Annotated in this window: 13 protein-coding genes; all 13 read right to left on the bottom strand. The window is 61.4% G+C overall.

Going from position 1 to position 18,808, the window contains the following annotated elements:
* Window positions 1-69: 69 nt before the first annotated feature.
* The 13 genes from AO353_RS23710 to treZ all read right to left on the bottom strand — a co-directional run bounded on the left by AO353_RS23710 (window position 70) and on the right by treZ (window position 18,804).
* The gene (locus AO353_RS23710) at window positions 70-1,710 is read right to left on the bottom strand and encodes a BatD family protein (protein ID WP_054597164.1); all 1,641 of its coding nucleotides are present in this window, start codon (window positions 1,708-1,710) and stop codon (window positions 70-72) included.
* Window positions 1,707-3,458 (bottom strand): VWA domain-containing protein, encoded by a 1,752-nt coding sequence (locus AO353_RS23715; RefSeq protein WP_054597165.1) that lies wholly within the window; start codon window positions 3,456-3,458, stop codon window positions 1,707-1,709. Before AO353_RS23715 ends, AO353_RS23710 begins: the two co-directional genes overlap by 4 nt.
* Entirely contained in the window at window positions 3,455-4,531 is a 1,077-nt protein-coding gene (locus tag AO353_RS23720) for a vWA domain-containing protein (RefSeq protein WP_054597166.1), read from the bottom strand. Before AO353_RS23720 ends, AO353_RS23715 begins: the two co-directional genes overlap by 4 nt.
* Entirely contained in the window at window positions 4,524-5,018 is a 495-nt protein-coding gene (locus AO353_RS23725) for a DUF4381 domain-containing protein (RefSeq protein ID WP_054597167.1), read from the bottom strand. The genes AO353_RS23720 and AO353_RS23725 overlap by 8 nt, the downstream gene beginning before the upstream one ends.
* A complete protein-coding gene (locus tag AO353_RS23730) occupies window positions 5,015-5,959 on the bottom strand; it encodes a DUF58 domain-containing protein (RefSeq protein ID WP_054597168.1) in 945 nt (314 codons plus the stop codon). Before AO353_RS23730 ends, AO353_RS23725 begins: the two co-directional genes overlap by 4 nt.
* 5 nt (window positions 5,960-5,964) lie before the next feature.
* Window positions 5,965-6,924: an AAA family ATPase gene (locus AO353_RS23735; protein ID WP_019690591.1), complete on the bottom strand. Its 960-nt coding sequence runs from the start codon at window positions 6,922-6,924 to the stop codon at window positions 5,965-5,967.
* A 280-nt stretch (window positions 6,925-7,204) separates the two neighbouring features.
* Entirely contained in the window at window positions 7,205-8,266 is a 1,062-nt protein-coding gene (locus AO353_RS23740; protein ID WP_054597169.1) for an autotransporter outer membrane beta-barrel domain-containing protein, read from the bottom strand.
* A 335-nt stretch (window positions 8,267-8,601) separates the two neighbouring features.
* Window positions 8,602-9,360, bottom strand: coding sequence for a PIG-L deacetylase family protein (locus tag AO353_RS23745; RefSeq protein WP_054597170.1), 759 nt, complete (start codon window positions 9,358-9,360; stop codon window positions 8,602-8,604).
* Between the two features lie 177 nt (window positions 9,361-9,537).
* The gene (glgX, locus tag AO353_RS23750; protein WP_054597171.1) at window positions 9,538-11,697 is read right to left on the bottom strand and encodes a glycogen debranching protein GlgX; all 2,160 of its coding nucleotides are present in this window, start codon (window positions 11,695-11,697) and stop codon (window positions 9,538-9,540) included.
* Between the two features lie 116 nt (window positions 11,698-11,813).
* On the bottom strand, window positions 11,814-12,116 hold the full coding sequence (locus AO353_RS23755; protein ID WP_054597172.1) for a DUF2934 domain-containing protein: 303 nt from the start codon (window positions 12,114-12,116) through the stop codon (window positions 11,814-11,816).
* 21 nt (window positions 12,117-12,137) lie between these two features.
* Window positions 12,138-14,924, bottom strand: a complete 2,787-nt coding sequence (locus AO353_RS23760; protein WP_054597173.1) for a malto-oligosyltrehalose synthase — start codon at window positions 14,922-14,924, stop codon at window positions 12,138-12,140.
* Complete coding sequence (gene malQ / locus AO353_RS23765) at window positions 14,921-17,002, bottom strand: 4-alpha-glucanotransferase (protein ID WP_054597174.1); 2,082 nt, start codon at window positions 17,000-17,002, stop codon at window positions 14,921-14,923. The genes AO353_RS23760 and malQ overlap by 4 nt, the downstream gene beginning before the upstream one ends.
* Window positions 16,999-18,804 carry a malto-oligosyltrehalose trehalohydrolase gene (gene treZ / locus AO353_RS23770; RefSeq protein WP_054597175.1) on the bottom strand — a complete coding sequence of 602 codons (1,806 nt, stop codon included), beginning with the start codon at window positions 18,802-18,804 and terminating at the stop codon, window positions 16,999-17,001. The genes malQ and treZ overlap by 4 nt, the downstream gene beginning before the upstream one ends.
* Between the last annotated feature and the right edge of the window lie 4 nt (window positions 18,805-18,808).

The following is an 18,808-nucleotide window of genomic DNA, read 5'->3' on the forward strand; positions in this document are numbered from 1 at the left end:
AAAAGATCGCAGCCTTCGGGATGTACACCATTTCCCTGTCGGCGCTGCCGAAGGCTGCGATCTTTTGCGCTACTTCGGATACAACGGCGGCAAGCCACTGTCGCCCACCGGGTCATGGACCCGTTCGGCAATCGGGATGGCGCGGATCGCGCGCCAGAGTTCTTCGCCTTGCCAGTAATGCCCGGTTTCGCTGTAGAGCGCGCCATTCAAGCCATCGAGGGCGTCGGACAGCGGTACGAAGCGTGCGGCCATGTCGGCCAAGGTTTCCGGCTGTTGACGGGCCCAGGCGTCGAGCGCCTGACGGGTGGCTTGAGGGTCGTTGGCCTGGCACGCACGCTTGAGGTCGTCGAGTAGGGTGCGCGGGCTCGGGCCCGTTTGCGTGGCGCGCAGAATCGCCGGCTGCCAACGCGCACGCCACCACAGGCCGAAGCCAAGCAAGGTGGTGCAGGCGAGGATCAAGGTGCTGAGCTTCCAGTACCAGAGCGCTTCACTGCCGAGCGCTACGGTAGCCGGCACGTTGCCCGCTGGAGTGTCGACCATCAGGCTCGGGTTGCTCACGGTGTTCAGGGTGCGAGCGGGCAGGCTGCTGCGCTCCAGATGATCTTCAAGGGTGTTCCACCAGACCACTTCCACGGGCGGCAATTCGATCTGCCCGATACGAGTGGGCACCAGTGCTTCGCGGTCTTCGCGGATGCCGGTCAACCCTCGGTCACTGGGCTGATTGCTCAATTGTGGCTGATCGGGATAACGCCGCAATCCGCTGGTTTCAGTGGCGGGCAGGGGCGGCAGTTGCGAACTGGCCAGGCCTTCGGCTTTCAGGGTCAGGCTGCGGGTCATGGAGTCGCCCACTTGAACGTGATCAGGCGTAGGGTTCCAGCTTTCACTGAGACTCAGGCTGCGTGCTGGCAGCCAAGGAGCATCGGCGGGATAATCGGCCGGTTTGGGCTTGACGGTCAGGTTGAGCCCGGTGGAGCTCACGCGAATCAGTTTTCCCGCTTTTGGCCCTTGCGGGGCCGACTCCTGGGAGGGTTGCGTCTCCACCAGGGTGGCGCTGAACATCTGCGCGGGTATCGTCAGCAGGCCACTGTGTTGCGGGTAAATTGCGTAGCGCCGTTCGATCACACCGTGGCGCAGGTCATTGATGACTTTTTCGTAAGTGCGCGACTCGCCGAGTTGTTCGACGCGCGCATCGGGGATTTGCAGCGGAGTAAGGCTGCTGTCGTCATACAGCGACACCGAGTGATAGATGCGCAAGGTCAGAATCGCCTGGGCCTGCACGTACACCGTGTCCTGATCGAGGCTGGTCTCGATGAATACGGGGGCCAGTTTGTCGGCGCTGTCCTGCTTCTCGCTTTCGACCACCTGCAAGTTGATCGGCTGGCTTTTGTACTCACCCAGCGCCAGGGACGGGATGACCAGTGTGCCGTTGTGGCGGGGCAGAAGGGTGATGATCCAGCGGGTGGTGGCGTGGCTGTCGTCGCCCAGGGTTGTGGGCTGGTTGACCTGGCGGGTGCCGCGAACCTCGAACAGTGGGTCAAGTGCGCTCAGGTCAGGTTTGCCGAACTGCGTGACATCACTGGATTCGAGGGTCAGTTCGACCGTCTCGCCGGAATTCACGCGGCTGCGATCGATGCTGGCAACCAGCCCCGCAGCCTGGGCACCGACGGTCCAGAGCGAAAGGCTGAGCAATAGAGCGGTGAAGCGGGTCATCGAGTTTTTCCCTGATCCTGATGTTGTTGCTGTTCGTACCAGAATTTACGTTTAAGCAGTTCGCCCGGCTCATCCGGGATTTTACGCAGCCATTGCTCCAGGGCCTGGCGGCGCTCGCCGTCGAAATTGGTGTCGGCGGTGCGGATCGGCGGTGTGCTGTGTTGTTCATCGCCCAACTCACTGCCCGGCACTTCATTATTGCCCGGTTGTGGCGGGCTGTCGGTCTGGTTTTCGCTGTTGGCGTCGACGTGCGATTGCGCGGTTTGCGTGTCGGTCTTTTGCTCGTCACCGGTCGAGGGCTGTGTCGACGCACCCGGTGGCGGGGGTTGCTGGGTTTGCAGGTGCTCTTCGCCGTCGGTTTTATCGGGCTCATTGGATGAAGTGGAGGCTTTCTGTTTGATCAACGCTTCTACCAGCGCTTTGTTGGTCTGCGCCGGGCGTAAATCAGGTTGCAGCTCAAGGGCTTGTTCATAGGCATCGACGGCAGCTTCCAGTTCAGCGCTTTTAGCCAGGGCGTTGCCGCGATTGTAGTTCGCACGGGCGTCGTTGCCTTCGGCGAAACGCTCGGCGGCAGCGGCATACTCACCGGCCTCATACAGCGCAACGCCTTGCCATTGCCGATCCTGAAAACGCTGCGCGGCCTCCGCGGGCTGGTGTTGCTTGAGCAAGTGCAGGCCCTGTTGGTCGGGGCGCAGCCAAAGATCGTTGAACTCGAAGGCGTAACTCGGTTGCGGCAGCATGAACAGCAATGGCAGGCAAAACAGCCAGCCTCGACGTCCGGCGCAGGCCGTCAGCAGCAACAGCGGCAGTAACAGCCAATAGCCCTGGTCGGCCCAGGTATCGAGGCGCAGGGTCTGGCCATCGTTACGCACGCTATGCGGGCTATCGAGCAGCCCGAGACCGCGCAGGTCGCTGTCGTCCAGCTGCGCTTGCCGGTAACTCCCCTCCATTTCGCTGGCAAAGGTTTTAAGGCTTGGCCCGTCGAGACGCGGCACGAGGATCGCGCCTTGCGCATCCTTGAGGAAGCTGCCGTGTTCGTCAGCGATCGGTGCGCCTTGCGGGGTGCCGATGCCGAGCATCAACCATTGCGGTGCCTGACCGCGCAGAGCCTGACGAATACCCTGGCGCTCCTGTTCGCTGAGGGATGAGCCAATCAGCAGAATCCGGCCCTGGCCGAGGGCGCCGCGGTTGAGTAATGTCAGTGCCTTGGTCACGGCCAGATCGGCGCGATGACCGGCCTCGGGCATGATCGAAGGTTTCAGCGCTTCCAGCAGGTTGCTGCTGGTGGCCAGGTCGTCCGAGAGCGGCACCAGCGTGTGCGCGCTGCCGGCATAGACGACGATGGCGGTCTGTGCGTCGCTGCGGGCTTGCAATAGATCGAGCAGCTTGCGCCGGGCTTGTTCAAGGCGCGTCGACGGCACGTCGGTGGCGAGCATTTCCGGGGTCAATTCAAACAGGACCACCAAGGGGTCGGCAGGTTTCTGCGCGGATTGTTCGACCCGTTCCCAACTGGGCCCCAACAGCGCCAATACCGCCAGAACCCAGGCCAGGCCCAGGGCGACCCACGGCAACTTGCTTTCACGCCCGTTGCCACCGCTGAGCAGGGTGGCGTGGAAGGCCGGCGGCAGGATCATCTGCCAGCGACCCGCGCGTTTCTGCCGGTGCCAGAGTTGCCACAGCAACCAGCCCAATAGTGGCAACAGCAGCAGCCACCAGGGACGGAACCAATGCGGCCAGAGTGCGATCATCGGCGCCTCCGCAGACGCAGGCGTTTAAGCCGCTGGCGCCAGTCAGGGTGCTGTTGCAGAAAATTCGACCGGGTGAAAAAGCGTTGCATCGGGTTGTCTGGCCAGCGTTCGCGGATCACCAGCAACAGGCTCATCAGCAACGCGGCGGCCAGCGGCCAGCTGTACAACGCTTGTGCCGGGCGAGCCTGGGTGGGTTGTTGAGTCACAGGCTCCAGTTGATCAAGGGTCTTCTTGATCTCCAGCAATTCCTTGCCGTCACGTGCACGGAAGTAGCGCCCGCCGGTAGCTTCGGCGATGGCTTTCAAGGCGGGTTCATCGAGGTCCATGGTCGGGTTTCCCGCCAGAAAAGCCAGAGGGCCGGCTTGCTCCGGATCGGCACCAATGCCGATCGGGTAGATTTTCACGCCTTCTTCGGCAGCCAGTCTTGCCGCGGTCAGCGGATCGATTTCACCGCCATTGTTGGCGCCGTCGGTGACCAGAATCAGCACGCGGCTCTGCGCCGGACGTTGGCGCAAGCGCTTCAAGGCCAGGCCGATGGCGTCGCCAATGGCGGTGTTCTTGCCGGCAATGCCGATCCGCGCTTCGTCAAGCCAGATACGCACGGTGCGCCGGTCGAACGTCAGCGGTGCTTGCAGATACGCCTGGCTGCCGAACAGGATCAGGCCGACGCGATCGCCATCGCGCCCTTCAAGGAAGTCACCGAGCAAGTGTTTGACCAGTGTCAGGCGGCTGACGTCTTCGTCTTGCCACTCCATGTCGGGGAAATCCATGGAGCCGGAAACGTCGACGGCCACCAGCAAGTCGCGCCCACTGGCGGCAATCGGCAGCGGTTCGCCGAGCCATTGCGGGCGTGCGGCGGCGATCAACAGCAGCAGCCAGAGCAGGATGAACGGTGCTTGCTGGCGCCAGGTCGGCAGGTTGGCACGCGCGCGACGCCGGGCCAGGCCTTCAAGGTCGGACAGAAAGCTGACCTTGAGCGCCGGTTCGCCGCTGTCGGCGACCGGCAGCACAATCCGCATCAGCCACGGCAGTGGCAGCAGGGCGAAGATCCATGGCCAGGCGAACTCAAACATGCTTGCGAATCCAGGTGTCGACGGCTTGTGTCAGGCCGGCGATGGCCTTGTCGTCGAGTTTGCATTCCGGTTTGTAAGCACCTTCAACCAGAATCATCCAGCGGGTCAGGCCGGCAGCCGGGCAACGGTTGTCGAGAAACGCCAGCCATTTACGACCGTTCAGGGTGTGGCTCTGGCTGTAGGGGTAATGGTTGCGACACAGGCGCTTGAGCAGCCCGTTGAGTTGCTGCAACCAGGCACCGGCGGGCGCACCGTCATAGGGTTTGGGCATTTGCGCCAGTTCCGCCAGCGCCGCCAGTCGCACCGGGTCCAGCGGCTGTTCGGCGCGCACGATAGAGCGCTTGACGGGAATAAAGCGACGCAGTTGCCACAGGCCAAAGCCGATCAGTGGCAGCAGCACCAATAGCAGCCACCAACCCGGCGCCGGCGGCCAGAACTCGATGGGCGGCGGCGTCATCAGCGGTTGCAGTTGATCGAGGCTGTTCATTGGCTTTTACCCGGACGTTTCGGGTTCAGGTATTCACGCAATTGTTCGACCATCTCGCTTTGAGTACTCAGCGGCATTAACAGCACACGCAGTTTCTGCGCCAGCAATTCCCAGCGGGCGATGCGGGCTTCGGCCTGGGCGCGATAACTTTGGCGCAGGTCGACGTTCAGCGTATCGAGTTCAAGTTGAGCCCCGCGCTCGGCAAAACGCAGCAAACCGGCAGCGGGCAGGGCGTGGTCCAGAGGGTCGGAGACTGGCAACAACAGCAAGTCACAGTGCCGCGACAGCAGGCTCAGTTGCTGCTCCGCGCCCTCGGACAAGGCGCGCTCGTCGCAGATCACGATCACCAGGCTCCCCGGGCGCAGCACCTCGCGCGCGCGGCGCAGAGCCATGCCCAGACTGTCGCGATCCGGCTCGCTTTCGGTCGTGAGGGACTGGTTGACGCGTACCATGCGGTTGAGCAATTGCAGCAGGCTTTGCTTGCTGCGCCGGGGTTTGATTTCGTAGTGCTCGTTGTCACCGTACACCAGCCCGCCAACACGGTCGTTGTGTCCCAGCGCAGCCCAACCGATCAGGCTCGCGGCTTGTGCGGCCAACACCGATTTGAACATCAGCCCCGAGCCGAAAAACAGCCGGCGACTTTGCTCGACCATGATGAAAATCGGCCGCTCGCGCTCTTCGTGAAACAGCTTGGTGTGCGGTTCCTGGGTGCGTGCGGTGACACGCCAGTCGATGGTTCGCACATCGTCGCCAGCCTGATAGACCCGCACCTGATCGAAGTCCACGCCACGTCCGCGCAACTTGGAATGGTGCAGGCCAATCAGCGGGCTGCGCTGGCTCGGGGTGGAAAACAATTGCACTTCGCGCACGCGATGGCGCATCTCGATCAGCTCGGAGAGGCTGACACGGATACCCGGTTCGGGCGCAAGCGGCTTGGTCATCGGGGTCAAGCGACGGCAACGACGTCGAGAATCCGCTGGACCACACGGTCCTGGTCGATACCAGCGGCTTCGGCTTCGAAGGAAAGAATGATGCGATGGCGCAACACGTCGAACAGCACCGCTTGAATGTCTTCGGGGCTGACGAAGTCGCGACCGGCCAGCCAGGCGTGAGCGCGGGCGCAGCGGTCGAGGGCGATGGAGCCGCGTGGGCTGGCGCCATAGGCAATCCACTCGGACATTTCCGGGTCGAACTTGCCCGGCGTGCGGGTCGCCATGACCAACTGCACCAGGTATTCCTCCACGGCGTCGGCCATGTACAAACCGAGGATTTCCTTGCGCGCGGCAAATATCGCTTGCTGGCTGATCCGCCGCTCTGGCTTGGTTTCGCCGTGCAGCGCTTCACCGCGGGCCTGTTGCAGGATGCGCCGCTCGACGGCCGCGTCCGGGAAGCCGATTTTGACGTGCATCAGGAAACGGTCGAGCTGGGCTTCAGGCAGTGGGTAGGTGCCTTCCTGCTCGATCGGGTTCTGGGTCGCCATGACCAGAAACAGCGGCGACAGCTCATACGTACTGCGCCCGACGCTGACCTGCCGCTCGCCCATGGCTTCGAGCAAGGCCGACTGGACCTTGGCCGGTGCCCGGTTGATTTCGTCGGCCAGCACCAGGTTATGGAAGATCGGTCCCTGCTGGAACACGAAGCTGCCGGTTTCCGGACGGTAGATCTCTGTGCCGGTGATGTCGGCAGGCAGCAGGTCGGGGGTGAACTGGATGCGATGGAATTGTGCTTCGATACCTTCGGCAAGCTCTTTGATGGCCTTGGTCTTGGCCAGGCCAGGGGCGCCTTCGACCAGCATGTGGCCGTCAGCGAGCAGAGCGATGAGCAACCGCTCGATGAGTTTTTCCTGGCCGAGAATCTGCGTTGAAAGAAAGGTTCGCAGCGCAAGCAGCGCTTCACGATGTTCCATCGATGACTGTTCCTGGAGAGGGTGAGCAAAGGCGTTCGAATAACGCCAGGGCTGGGGGCGTTACTTTAATCCATCGCAGGGGGTGGAGACTAACGGCGATCAGGGATTTTTTGGGTTTTGTGGGTTGGTTTGGGGGATATTCAGGTTTTTTGCTGTGCAGAGCCTGAATCAGCGCTGTTTTGCGCGCGACCTGTGGGCGCATGGTTTGCCGGCGATGGGGATCTTACGGCTGCCATCGCTGGCAAACCGTGCGCCTACGGTTCGCAAATCTTCCTGACAGTCACCAACGCATCCGCACCCCGAGGCTGCCGATCAATCCATACAAGTCGTTGTTGACGCTCGCGCTGTTGTAATCGCCGCTGACATACAGGCTGACAGAGGGCGTAACTCTGGCCACCAGGCCCAGTCCCAGTTCTATCGAGGACGCGTTCCGGCTGCTGCTGAGCTTGTCGACCTGACCGAGGGTCACAGTGTCGGAGGTATTGACCGTATGCCAGAAGTTGGTACGAACATAGGGTTCGATCGGCAGTCCCTTGATGTCATAACTGCCTTTCAAGCTTGCACCGACCCTGCCGCTCCAGGACGTCAGGTCGGTGGATGAGGCATTGCCGCTACCGGCATACGGGGTGTCCAGACTAATACGCTGGTTGATCAATTCGGCCTGAGGTTCGATTACCCAGTTCTCGCTGATGCCGATGGGGAATCCGCCTTGCACCGAGAGGGTCATTGCGCTGCCCTCGGCAGCTTGGCGCTGGCCCTGATCATTGAGGCTGTAGCCATTGACCCGACCACCGCTGGCGGTCAAATCCACGTGCCAGCCGTTTGCGCCGGTCAGGCTCCAATAGGCGCCAAGATTGGGGCCTTGCACGTTGAGGGTGTTATTCGGGTCGACAATGGCAGAGTTGACCAGGCCATTGCCATTGCCCTGAAACTGGTTTGTACCGCCCATCAGGCCAACACGCTGAGTGCTGCCGCCGCTGCTTTGCAGGGTAATCAACGCCGGGCCCTTGAGTTCCGAACCGCTCATGCCAGAAAACGGTGAGCCGAGGACGTCGTGCTCTGCACTCCTGGCAGGCTGGCCATAAACCCGATCCCAGGCAGAAGGAGCGGCTTGCTCGACTGTCAGCAACTGGTTATCAAGACCGGGATTGCGGATGAAGCGGATGCTGTTACTCGTATCAGGCGTCGGCAGGGCGAGCGCCGGGACATCTTGCTGATACCAGGGCATCGCCTCGTTCTCGGTGGGGGACGCCTGAACCTCCATGGATGTGCACAGCAACAACGAAGTGGAAACGGTGTACAGGGTGATTTTGATCTCGTGTTGGATGAGGGAGGTGTTCATGGAGGTCTACCTTGCAATCGCATGCCATGACTCTGTTTGGCGTCTCTCCTACCCCGAATGAGGGGCGACCGATTTCATTGAGGCAAACCCCTCCGGCCCGCTTGAGCGGGTTTCCGAGGCTTGCCCCAGAAGGTAATTCCGGGGGTAGTAACGTTTAGCTAAGAAGACCGTTGGCGTTGCGTCAAGAAATTGAACGATGAGTGGTATGAATAATTTAGACGTTGCAACTGACTGATTTTTAGCAATTATCTAAGTTGTTGTTTATTAGAGGGAGACGGATGCATCGGCTGAAAATCAGCATTTTGAACGGGGCCAAGGCATCACTTCTTTCGCATTCACACAAAAACTATTTCATAGGGCTGACGCATCCGCTCCAGGAAAACCCTGGTCAGCTTCGGCGCGATGCCGATCTCCGGTTCACCGTTCAGCTGGCTGGCGTACGCATGGGTGGCGTGGCATTTGCGTGCGACGGTCCAGGTGTCGAGGCGAACCTTGCGGGCGCGGTGCCAGGGAATCAGCCCATGATCGCGTGCGGGCCAGTGCCAGGCCCAGACCGGCACTTCATTGAAACTCGCGCCCACCATGAGGGCGGCTTTTGCGCTGGCTCGACCTACCGTGTCATGGTCGATGATGCCGTCCTCGCACCAGGTGCTGAACACCACATCACCCGGTCGCAGGTAACGTGCGATGAATTGCGTCAATTGAAGTTCACGTTCGGCCAGCCCGTTGTCGGTGAAACCGCCGCGAATCCATTTCAGGCTATGCATGGGCAAACCGAGGCGACGCAGGGCTTCGACGCTTTCCTGTGGGCGGAACACACTCAGGCGCTTCTCCGACCACAGGTTCGAGCCTGGATGACCGGCGCTGCCATCGGTGATCGAGATCAATTGCAGGGGGTGGCCGAGGGTGGCGAACAATTGCAGCAGGCCACCACAGGTCACGACTTCATCACCCGGATGTGGTGCGATCACCACCGCGCGAGCGCCGGCAGGGATAAGGGTAGATGTGCTGATAACGGGAATATTGTCCAGTTGCCGGGCAGTGTTCCAGATCTGCACAGGCAAGCTGCTGTCGACGAGGGTGCTGGATTTCATGGCGATACGTCCTTGTTCTGGTATGCCGTCACACTAGGGCGCAGCGCTCCAAACCCTGGGTTGCTGCGAGCAGAGTATTGCTCATAGATCACCATTCGTCGCCCCGTCACCTCCCTGACGAGCGTTTTTTATGAAGTGGCTTGCTAAAGCACTGCTGATGAGGCGGGCAATTGCGTCTCAGTCTTGCTCCTCATGCTGCAACTCGAACAACAGCAACGAGCGGCCGGTCACCGAATATTGATGATTGAAGTCGAATCGCTCCTGGCCCTGAATCGAGGGTTGGTTGGTGTCAATCATGCAGGTCCAGAATCCGCCGTCAGGCACTTCCGGTAGCCGAAAATTGACAATGTCGTGATGCGCGTTAACCACCAGCAGCAAGGTAGCGTCGGCGCCTTTGCGACGGATTCCGGTTTCCTGGGCGCGTCCATCGAGTAACATGCCCAGGCATCGCCCGTGGCTATCCTGCCATTGCTCGGTGGACATTTCGCTGCCGTCGGGCGCCAGCCAGGTGACGTCCTTGACGCCAATATCCTCGTTGTAATTGCCCACCAGAAAACGTCCGCGCCGCAGGATCGGATAGGCCAGGCGCAGCTTGATCAGGCGTTTGACGAATTTGAGCAAGGCCTTGCCGTCTTCGCTCAGGTCCCAGTTGACCCAGCCAATTTCGCTGTCCTGACAGTAGGCGTTGTTGTTGCCATATTGGGTTCGGGCAAATTCGTCACCGGCCACCAGCATCGGTGTGCCTTGGGCCAACAGCAGGGTGGCGAAGAAATTACGCAACTGCCGCTGGCGCAGCGCATTGATCTCGGGATCGACGGTGGGGCCCTCAACGCCGTGATTCCAGGACAGGTTGTGATTACTACCGTCCTGATTTTCTTCGTCGTTGGCTTCGTTGTGCTTTTCGTTGTAGGAAACGAGGTCATTCAAGGTGAAGCCGTCATGGGCGGTGACGAAGTTCATCGAGGCGTAGGGACGGCGGCCGCGTTGATTGAACATCTCCCCCGATGCCGTCATGCGGGCGGCGAAGTCGGCGAGCTGGCCGTCATCGCCTTTCCAGAAGGCGCGTACGGTGTCGCGGAAGCGGTCGTTCCACTCGACCCAGCCCGGCGGAAAGTGGCCGACCTGATAGCCACCAGGGCCAATGTCCCAAGGCTCGGCAATCAGTTTTACCTGGCGCAGAATCGGGTCCTGGCGGCAGGCAACGAGGAAACTGTGACGCTCGTCGAAACCGTCGTGGTAACGCCCGAGGATGGTCGCCAGGTCGAAGCGGAAACCGTCGACGTGCATTTCCGAGGCCCAGTAACGCAGCGAATCGGTGACCATCTGCAGCACACAGGGATGGCTCAGGTCGAGGGTGTTGCCGGTACCGGAGTCGTTGATATAGAAGCGTTTGTCATCGGGCTTCAGTCGATAGTAGGAGACATTGTCGATGCCGCGCATCGACAGGGTCGGGCCTTGTTCGTTGCCCTCGGCGGTGTGGTTGTAGACCACGTCCAGAATCACTTCAAGATTGGCTTCGTGCAGGTGCGCGACCATTTCCTTGAATTCGGCGATCTTGCCGCTGGCCAGGTAACGCGGATCGGGGGCGAAGAAGGCGATGCTGTTGTAGCCCCAGTAATTGGTCATGCCCTTATGCAGCAGGTGCTGGTCATTAACGAAGGCGTGTATCGGCATCAGCTCCACCGACGACACGCCAAGTTTGCGGATATGTTCCAGCAGGTCATCGACCATCAACCCGGCGAAGGTCCCGCGCAGCGCTTGCGGGACGGACGGGTGACGCATGCTGATGCCGCGTACGTGAGCCTCATAAATGATCGTTCGATCCCACGGCACATTGACCCGATGGTCATGGCCCCAGGTGTGCGCCGGGTCGATGACCTTGCACTTGGGCACGAAGGGCGCACTGTCGCGCTCATCGAAACTGAGGTCGGCGTCGGGGTGGCCGATGGTGTAGCCGAACAAGGCTTCGGACCACTTCAATTTTCCCACCAACTGTTTGGCGTAGGGGTCGATCAGCAATTTGTGGTGGTTGAAGCGGTGACCGTTTTGCGGGTCGTAAGGCCCATACACCCGGTAGCCGTAGATCAGCCCCGGATGAGCGTCCGGCAAGTAGCCGTGAAAGATTTCGTCGGTGTATTCCGGCAGTTCGATACGTTCGAGCTCGACTTCGCCGGCATCGTCGAACAAACACAGTTCGACCTTGGTGGCGTTAGCCGAAAATATCGCGAAGTTGACCCCCAGACCATCCCAGGTTGCACCGAGCGGGAAGGGCAAGCCTTCACGGATTCGCGAGGCCTCGACGTGAGGTTCTGGCGCGGTCTTTTTTGGCGTGGTCATCATTGCTCCTGCAATTGGGCTTGGGTGATGGCGCCGGCATTGCTGGCCTCTCAAGGCCGCGCCATCCCCGAAGTGGCGAATCTGCTCGCCACGCGGTCAATCAGAGCCTGGTACTCTCAACCGGCTGGCTTACGCGGTGCTCGAGGCTTTTTTGCAGCCACAGGCTTATCGCCGGGTGGCGTTACGACCTTGGCGGTAGTAGCGGCTTTGGTTTTGGGCTTGGTCGCCGTGGGTTTGCTGGCTGCTGTTTTGCCGCTATTGGGTTTGGCGGTTCGGGCAGGCTTGGTCGGGGCCAGGGCTTCGGCTTCCGCCAGCTTGCACGCCATTTCCCAGTGTCGTGTCTCCTGGCCTTCGGGTTTCCCCTCGGACTCCCAGATCAGATAGGCAAATTCACGAATGCGTTTGTCATCGGTACTCATCGCAATGCTCCTGAGTTGAACTCAAGTCTGGATAAACAGATTGACCGGGAAATCTCCCAGCGCGGCGCTGATCAGCAATTCCTTGTGGTGTGTGACTGCACCTGTTGTAAAAAGTCCCTTCAGCTTTTCTTCGGCGGCGGTGAACGGCAGTTTGACCCGGGTGTCGCCCCAGAGCAGGGCAGGCACCTGCGGCGTGGCACTGCTTTCCAGCAGCGACGCAACCCGCACCGGCACCAGAACAATCGCCCGTTGGCCGTCGAGTTCACGGGCGAAAGCCAACACCCGCCCGGCCTGACTGCCCACCACCTGCAACGCTTGATAACGGCCCCGCTGAAACAGTTGCGGGTATCGCGCGCGTAACGCCAACGTGTGGGCGATCAACGCCTGCTTGATGCGCCCGTCACGCCAGGTGTGCAGCAACTGTCGAGTGTCCACCGGGGTGTGCAATGCCTGCTGGCGGACGCTGAAATCAACCGCTCGCCGATTGTCCGGATCCACCAGGCTGAAATCCCAGAACTCATTGCCCTGATACAGATCCGCAACCCCCGGCACCGTCATGCGCAGCAAGGTTTGCGCCAATCCATTGAGCGCACCGCCGCAGGCGATCGCTTGCGCAGCATCGGCGATGGCACTGCGTAAAGGCAGGCCTTCGGGGCTGAGCAGAAGGCGCTCGAGGAAGGCCCGCGTGGCCTGCTCATAAGGCTCGTTCGGTGCGCTCCAACTGCTCTGGAGTTTGGCTTCGCGCAGGGCTTTTTGCTGCCACTGCCACAGTCGTTCGGTGTAGGCCGTCATCGACTGCGCGTCTTCGCAATGCAGCTCCAGCGGCCAACTGGCGAGCAAGGTCTGGTAGAGCAGCAGTTCGTCCGCGGGTGAGGGCATCGACGGATCGCGGCGCAGGGCGGCACTCTGTGTCCGCCAGCCTTCGACTGTTTCGGCATACCAGGTACTGCGTTCGCTGAGTAATGCCAGGCGTGCACGGCTGTCTTCACCGCGTTTGTGGTCATGGGTGGCGCTGGCCAGCAGCGTATCCGGGAATTCGTCGAGGCGCCGGCTGCACGCCGTGTGGAAGTCGGCGAGTGGGGCGCTGAACCGCTCGGTGTTGAAGCCGACATCATTACGCGACAGCAGCACGCCTGAGCGATAGAGCGCGGTGTCTTCCACGGCTTTGGCGGCGGTCGGCGAGGTCAGTTGCTGAAAGCGCACGCAGGCGTGCTTGAGGATCTTGCGTTGACGGCCCACCGGGCGCTCGCGCCAGGGTTGCCCACCCAGCCACAGCGCCAGATAGTCGAGCACCGGCCAGTCGGCTTCGCCCAAGGTCTGGCGCGCGCCGTTCATCGCGTGCTGAAAAAACACCTGGTCTTGCGCCGAGCGCCCGCACGGGCCGATGTATGTTCGGTACACCGGGAAATGCACGATCAGTTCCTGCAATGCCCGACGAATCGCACCAAGGGTCAGGTCTCGGCTCATCAGGTCATCGCGAGCTACTTGCAGCAAGGCCTGCGCGACACTTTCGAAGTCGCCGGCCAGCGAACCGTTGAGAATCTGCTGGCGTGCCAGTTGTGCTTCCTCGATGAACGCTGCGGGCCGTTCGGTGTGTCGGCTCCACAGTTCGCCAAGGACTTGCTCGCCCTGCGGGTCGTGTTGCAGCAGCGACAACTGATTCATGAACTCATAGCCCGTGGTGCCATCGACCTGCCAATCGCGACGCAGCGTTTCACCGTCGCCGAGGATTTTTTCAATATAGATCGGTACGTGTCGCAACGGTGACAGGGCGTTCACCCTGCGCCTGAGTTTGCGGCAGTAACCCCGCGGGTCGGCGAGCCCGTCGATGTGGTCGATACGCAATCCGTCCACCAGTCCCTCGGCAATCAGCTCGAAAATTTTTGCATGGGTAGCTTCGAACACGGCCGGGCGTTCGACCCGCAGCCCGGCCAGTTCATTGATGTCGAAGAAGCGCCGCCAGTTGATGTCATCGGCCGCCGTGCGCCAACTGGCCAGGCGATAGCTTTGGCGTTCGAGCAGCTCGTGCAGACGGCTGAAACCTTCGGGTTGGCGGGAGTCATGGCGGCTGAGGTTGTGCTCGATGCAGCGCAAGATCGCCGGGTCAGACGCCAATGTGATAAGCGCTTGTTGCAAGGGGCGCGCAAGGGAATGGGCATCGCTCTGGTAGTGCAGGGTGGTGAACTGATCGGCCAATACCTTGAGTTGCAGTGCCCGTTCAACGTCGAGCGAGTCGTCAGGCTTGAGCAGTTCAGCGTAGTCGGTGGGGCAGATCGGAAAGTGGTGCTCATGGTGTTCGACATGGAAGCTGCCCCGTCCGGGATCGAAGTGCAGCGTCAGCGTGCCGTCCTGCAAGGCGCTGCCGTAATCGCTGCCCAGGAACGGCAGCAATAGCTGGCCTTCGAGCAATGGGTCTGGCGAATGCCATTGAATGTCGAAAAACTCACCATAAGGACTCAGTCGCCCCCATTCCAGCAAGTCCAGCCACCAGGGATTGTCGGCACCACCGACGGCCATGTGGTTGGACACGATGTCCAGGATCAGCCCCATGTCCTGGGCGCGCAGCGCGCTGACCAGTCGCCGCAGGGCTGCCTCGCCGCCGAGCTCGGGATTGACCCGGCTGGGGTCGACCACGTCGTAGCCATGCATCGACCCGGCCCGCGCACTCAACAGCGGCGAGGCATAGAGGTGGCTGATGCCCAAGCCGCAGAAATACGGCACCAGCGGTACAGCGTCATCCAGGGTGAATCCGTGATGAAACTGCACGCGCAACGTCGCCCGTACCGGGACGAATGGCATTTCACTCATTGATCACGCTCGGCTGCCTGAAGGCGCGCGCAAGCAAGCAGTTCCAGCCTTCGTGCTGCATCCGTATCGTCCAGCAGCACATCGCTTTCATCGGCAAAACGCCGGCGCCAGTTCGGATGACTGTCGGTGGTGCCGGGGAGGTTGGCCTGCTCATCAATGCCCAGCGCATCTTCCAGCGGCAGCAACACCAAAGGGGCGCGGGTGTGACCCAGGAAGCGCACGCTGGCGTCGAGCACCTGGTCGGTCTCGTGGGTCTCCTCGCGGAAGTTTTGCGGGTCCTGACTCAAGGCCCGACGCAAACCTTCACGCTCGCGCTGACGGTGTTCACGCCATTGCTGTTCACCGTGGCTGTCGACCAGCCCCAAGCGGACACTCCATTCGATGTCGCGACCATGCCACCAACCGTTGAGCGTTGGCAGGTCATGGGTGCTGGTGGTGGCGAGTGCGTTATCCGGCCAATCAAGAATCGGTTTGAAGTGTGTCCCGTGCTCCTGCTCGAACAGCAGTACGCGCATTCCCAGGATCGAGCGGGCGATGAGTTTGTCGCGCAGGCCATCGGGCACGGTGCCGAGGTCTTCGCCAAGCACGATCGCCTGATGTCGATGGGACTCCAGCGTCACCAGACGCAACAGGTCGTCCACTGGGTAATACAGATACGCGCCGTCACTCGGCGGCGCGCCGAGGGGGATCACCCACAGCCGCTGCAAACCCATGACATGGTCGATGCGCAGACCGCCGGTATGGGCAAAATTGGCCCGCAGCATTTCGATAAACGCGCGAAACCCATTGCGTATCAGCCCTTCGGGGGAAAACGCAGAAATCCCCCAACCTTGCCCCGTGCGGTTGAGAATGTCCGGGGGCGCGCCGACGGTGAGGGCCGCGAGTAATTCGTCCTGACGACTCCAGGCCTGGCTGCCACCGCCATCCGCACCGACCGCCAGGTCGGCGATCAAGCCGATGCCCATGCCACTGCTACGCGCAACGGTTTGTGCGCGTTGCAAACTGCGGGCGATCAACCATTGGCAAAAGGCGTAGAAGCCGATGCGATCTGCATTTTTCTCGGCAAATACCGTCAGTTCGACACTGCGCGGATCGCGCCAGTGCTCAGGCCACTGGCGCCAATCGAGGCTTTCGCCAAGGGCGGCACAGGCCTCCTGGAGCGCCTCGAAACGGCAGTGGTTTTCCAGGGCCTCGCCACCGTCGTGACGAAAGCTGCTGAAGTCCGCGTGCAAGGGATGATCACCCTGGGAGAACCCTTCATACAGCGCTTGCAACAATTGCTGCTTGGCTTTGGCAGCGGCGGGCCAGTCAATCAGCGGTTGCTCTTCGAGGTGTTTGAACTCGTCGGCCAATTCAGTGGCGTCGATGGCCAGGCGCAGGGCGCGTTCGCCGAGAATTTCCTCAGGTGAGGCGTACAGGCTGTTGAGAAACAAACGGCTGGAAGGCGAGTAAGGGCTGTAGCGTTGTGTGTCGTTACTGAACATCGCGTGCAACGGGCTGATCGCTAACGCATCGGCGCCGCGCTCACCGGCAACGCGGGCGAGGTTTTCCAGTGCCTGCAGGTCGCCGAAGCCGCCGTCGCCGGGGCGCCGCAGTGAATATAACTGGACGCTCAGGCCCCAGGCCCGGGGGATCGGGTTGTCAACGGCAGCGGCCACGCTATGGCACTGCAAGGGGGCGACCGCGAGTGTGAAGCGTTGGCCAGCGATGCGAACGTCCTGATAGCCGATCGGGATCAGCCCTGGTAGAACCGCTTCGTCATCTAGTCTGAGGTGGAGGATCGCGCCGTCTTCCAGATGAATCTCGCAGGGCGTTTCAGGGGCAAAGTGAAGCGCGAGGTCGAGCCCGGTGCCAACGTCAACGGTCATCAATGGCGGCAAGCGTTTGTTTTGTTGGTTCTGTTGCAGTTCCTGCAGGCTGGCGTCGATTTCCTGAGTACTGCCTGCCGGGTGGCCGAGCCCGGTGAGGATCGCTCGTAATGCCGCCGGAGCGACTTTTTGTGGCCGACCGTTGGCGTCGATCCAGTCAACCGCCAGGCCAGCCCGGCTGGCGAGGATTTCCAGTTGCGCATCGCTCATGGACGCTCTCCAGTGGTGGGTAGCAAAGGTGCCGCTGCCGTCAGACTGACCAGCGCGCAGTAGGGGGCGAGGGTGCCTTGTTGCAGGGCTTCGAAGGACCGCTGCGGGTACTCGAACAGCAACCGGGAATGGGCGTGTGATGAATGGGACACGGGCTCCGCGGTGAGGTTCAGGTCGATGCACAGCAGGCTGCCATCGCCCATATGCCAGCGCGCACTTATCGCCCCCGTTGCCAGCACCGTGGCGCCCAGCGCGTGAGCACCGGGCAGGCGCGGGATGATTTCGCGATGACGGATCAGCAGCAACTGTCGATACAGCGTCAGGGTTGCTTGCTGTGTCAGCGGTTCAGATGAGGTCAGTGTCGGCCGCGAAGCGGTGAACGTGTGCAACGCATTCGGGTCGGGAATCTGCTCGCGGGTGTGCGGATCGGCAAAGGCGCTGAACGCCGCGAACTCATTGCGTCGACCTTCTCGCACCTGCCTGGCCAAGACGCCATGGTGGCTGGTGAAAAACAGAAACGGCTCGTCAGCGGCGTATTCGTCGCCCATGAACAGCAACGGGATCATCGGTGACAACAACATAAGGACCGTCGCCGCATGCAACGCCTGAGGTGCAGTCAACTGGTGGAGACGCTCGCCAAAGGCACGGTTGCCGATCTGGTCATGGTTCTGCAGAAACAGCACGAAGGCGCTGGGCGGCAAATGTCCGCTGGGTTCGCCGCGGGCACGGCCATGGCGATTGGTATGGCCCTGATAGGCGAAGCCCTGGCTCAGGCAGCGGGCCAGTTTTTCGCTGGGGCGCTCGGCAAAGTCAGCGTAATAGGCCTCGGTTTCTCCGGTCAGCAAGACGTGCAGCGCGTTGTGCCCATCGTCGTTCCACTGCGCGTCGAAGCCTTGCTCCAGCAGGCTGGCCTGGTTGTGCTCGTTTTCCAGGGTGAGCCAGACATGACGGGGTGGGTCGATGTGCTCGCGCACCGTCGCCGCCAGTTCCTGAAGGAAATCCGGGTCTTCGATGGCGTGTACCGCATCCAGACGCAAACCGTCAAAGCGGTACTCAAGGAGCCACATCAGCGCGTTGTCGATAAAGAAGTCGCGCACCTCGCGCCGACGGAAATCGATGGCCGCGCCCCAAGGCGTGTGCAGGTCTTCGCGGAAAAAGCCCTTGGCATAGTGGTGCAGGTAATTGCCGTCAGGGCCGAAATGGTTGTAAACCACGTCGATGATCACCGCCAGACCCAGACCGTGGGCGCTATCGATCAGGTGCTTGAGCGCATCAGGCGTGCCATATGACGACTGGGGCGCGTAAGGCAGCACGCCGTCGTAGCCCCAGTTACGCTCGCCGGGAAACTGCGCCAGGGGCATCAGTTCGATCGCGGTAACGCCCAGTTCGGCCAGCCGTGGCAGGTGCTTTTCGACTTCGGCAAAACCGCCCAACACACCCACATGCAATTCGTAGATCACCGCTTCATGCCAGGGGCGGCCTTGCCACAAGAGGTGCTGCCAACGGTAAGCGTGGGGGTCAACCACCACACTGGGTGACGCAAGACCGCCGGCTTGCGCCCGGGACGCGGGGTCCGGCACGTCGCGTTCGCCATCGATGTTGTAGCGATAGCGAGTTCCGGCCGGGCAGCGGGTCTCAATCACGAACCAGCCGTCCGCCTGGGGCAACATCGGCAGTGATTGCCCGCCTTCAAGCTCGACACTCACATAAAACGCGTCTGGCGCCCACAGGGCGAAACGGGTGTGTTCGGCATCCAGCATGACGGCGCCGTGGGGCCAGGTTTCCGGAGTCCGTAACGGCATTCAA

The sequence above is a fragment of the Pseudomonas fluorescens genome, from assembly GCF_001307155.1.
Taxonomy (GTDB): domain Bacteria; phylum Pseudomonadota; class Gammaproteobacteria; order Pseudomonadales; family Pseudomonadaceae; genus Aquipseudomonas; species Aquipseudomonas helvetica.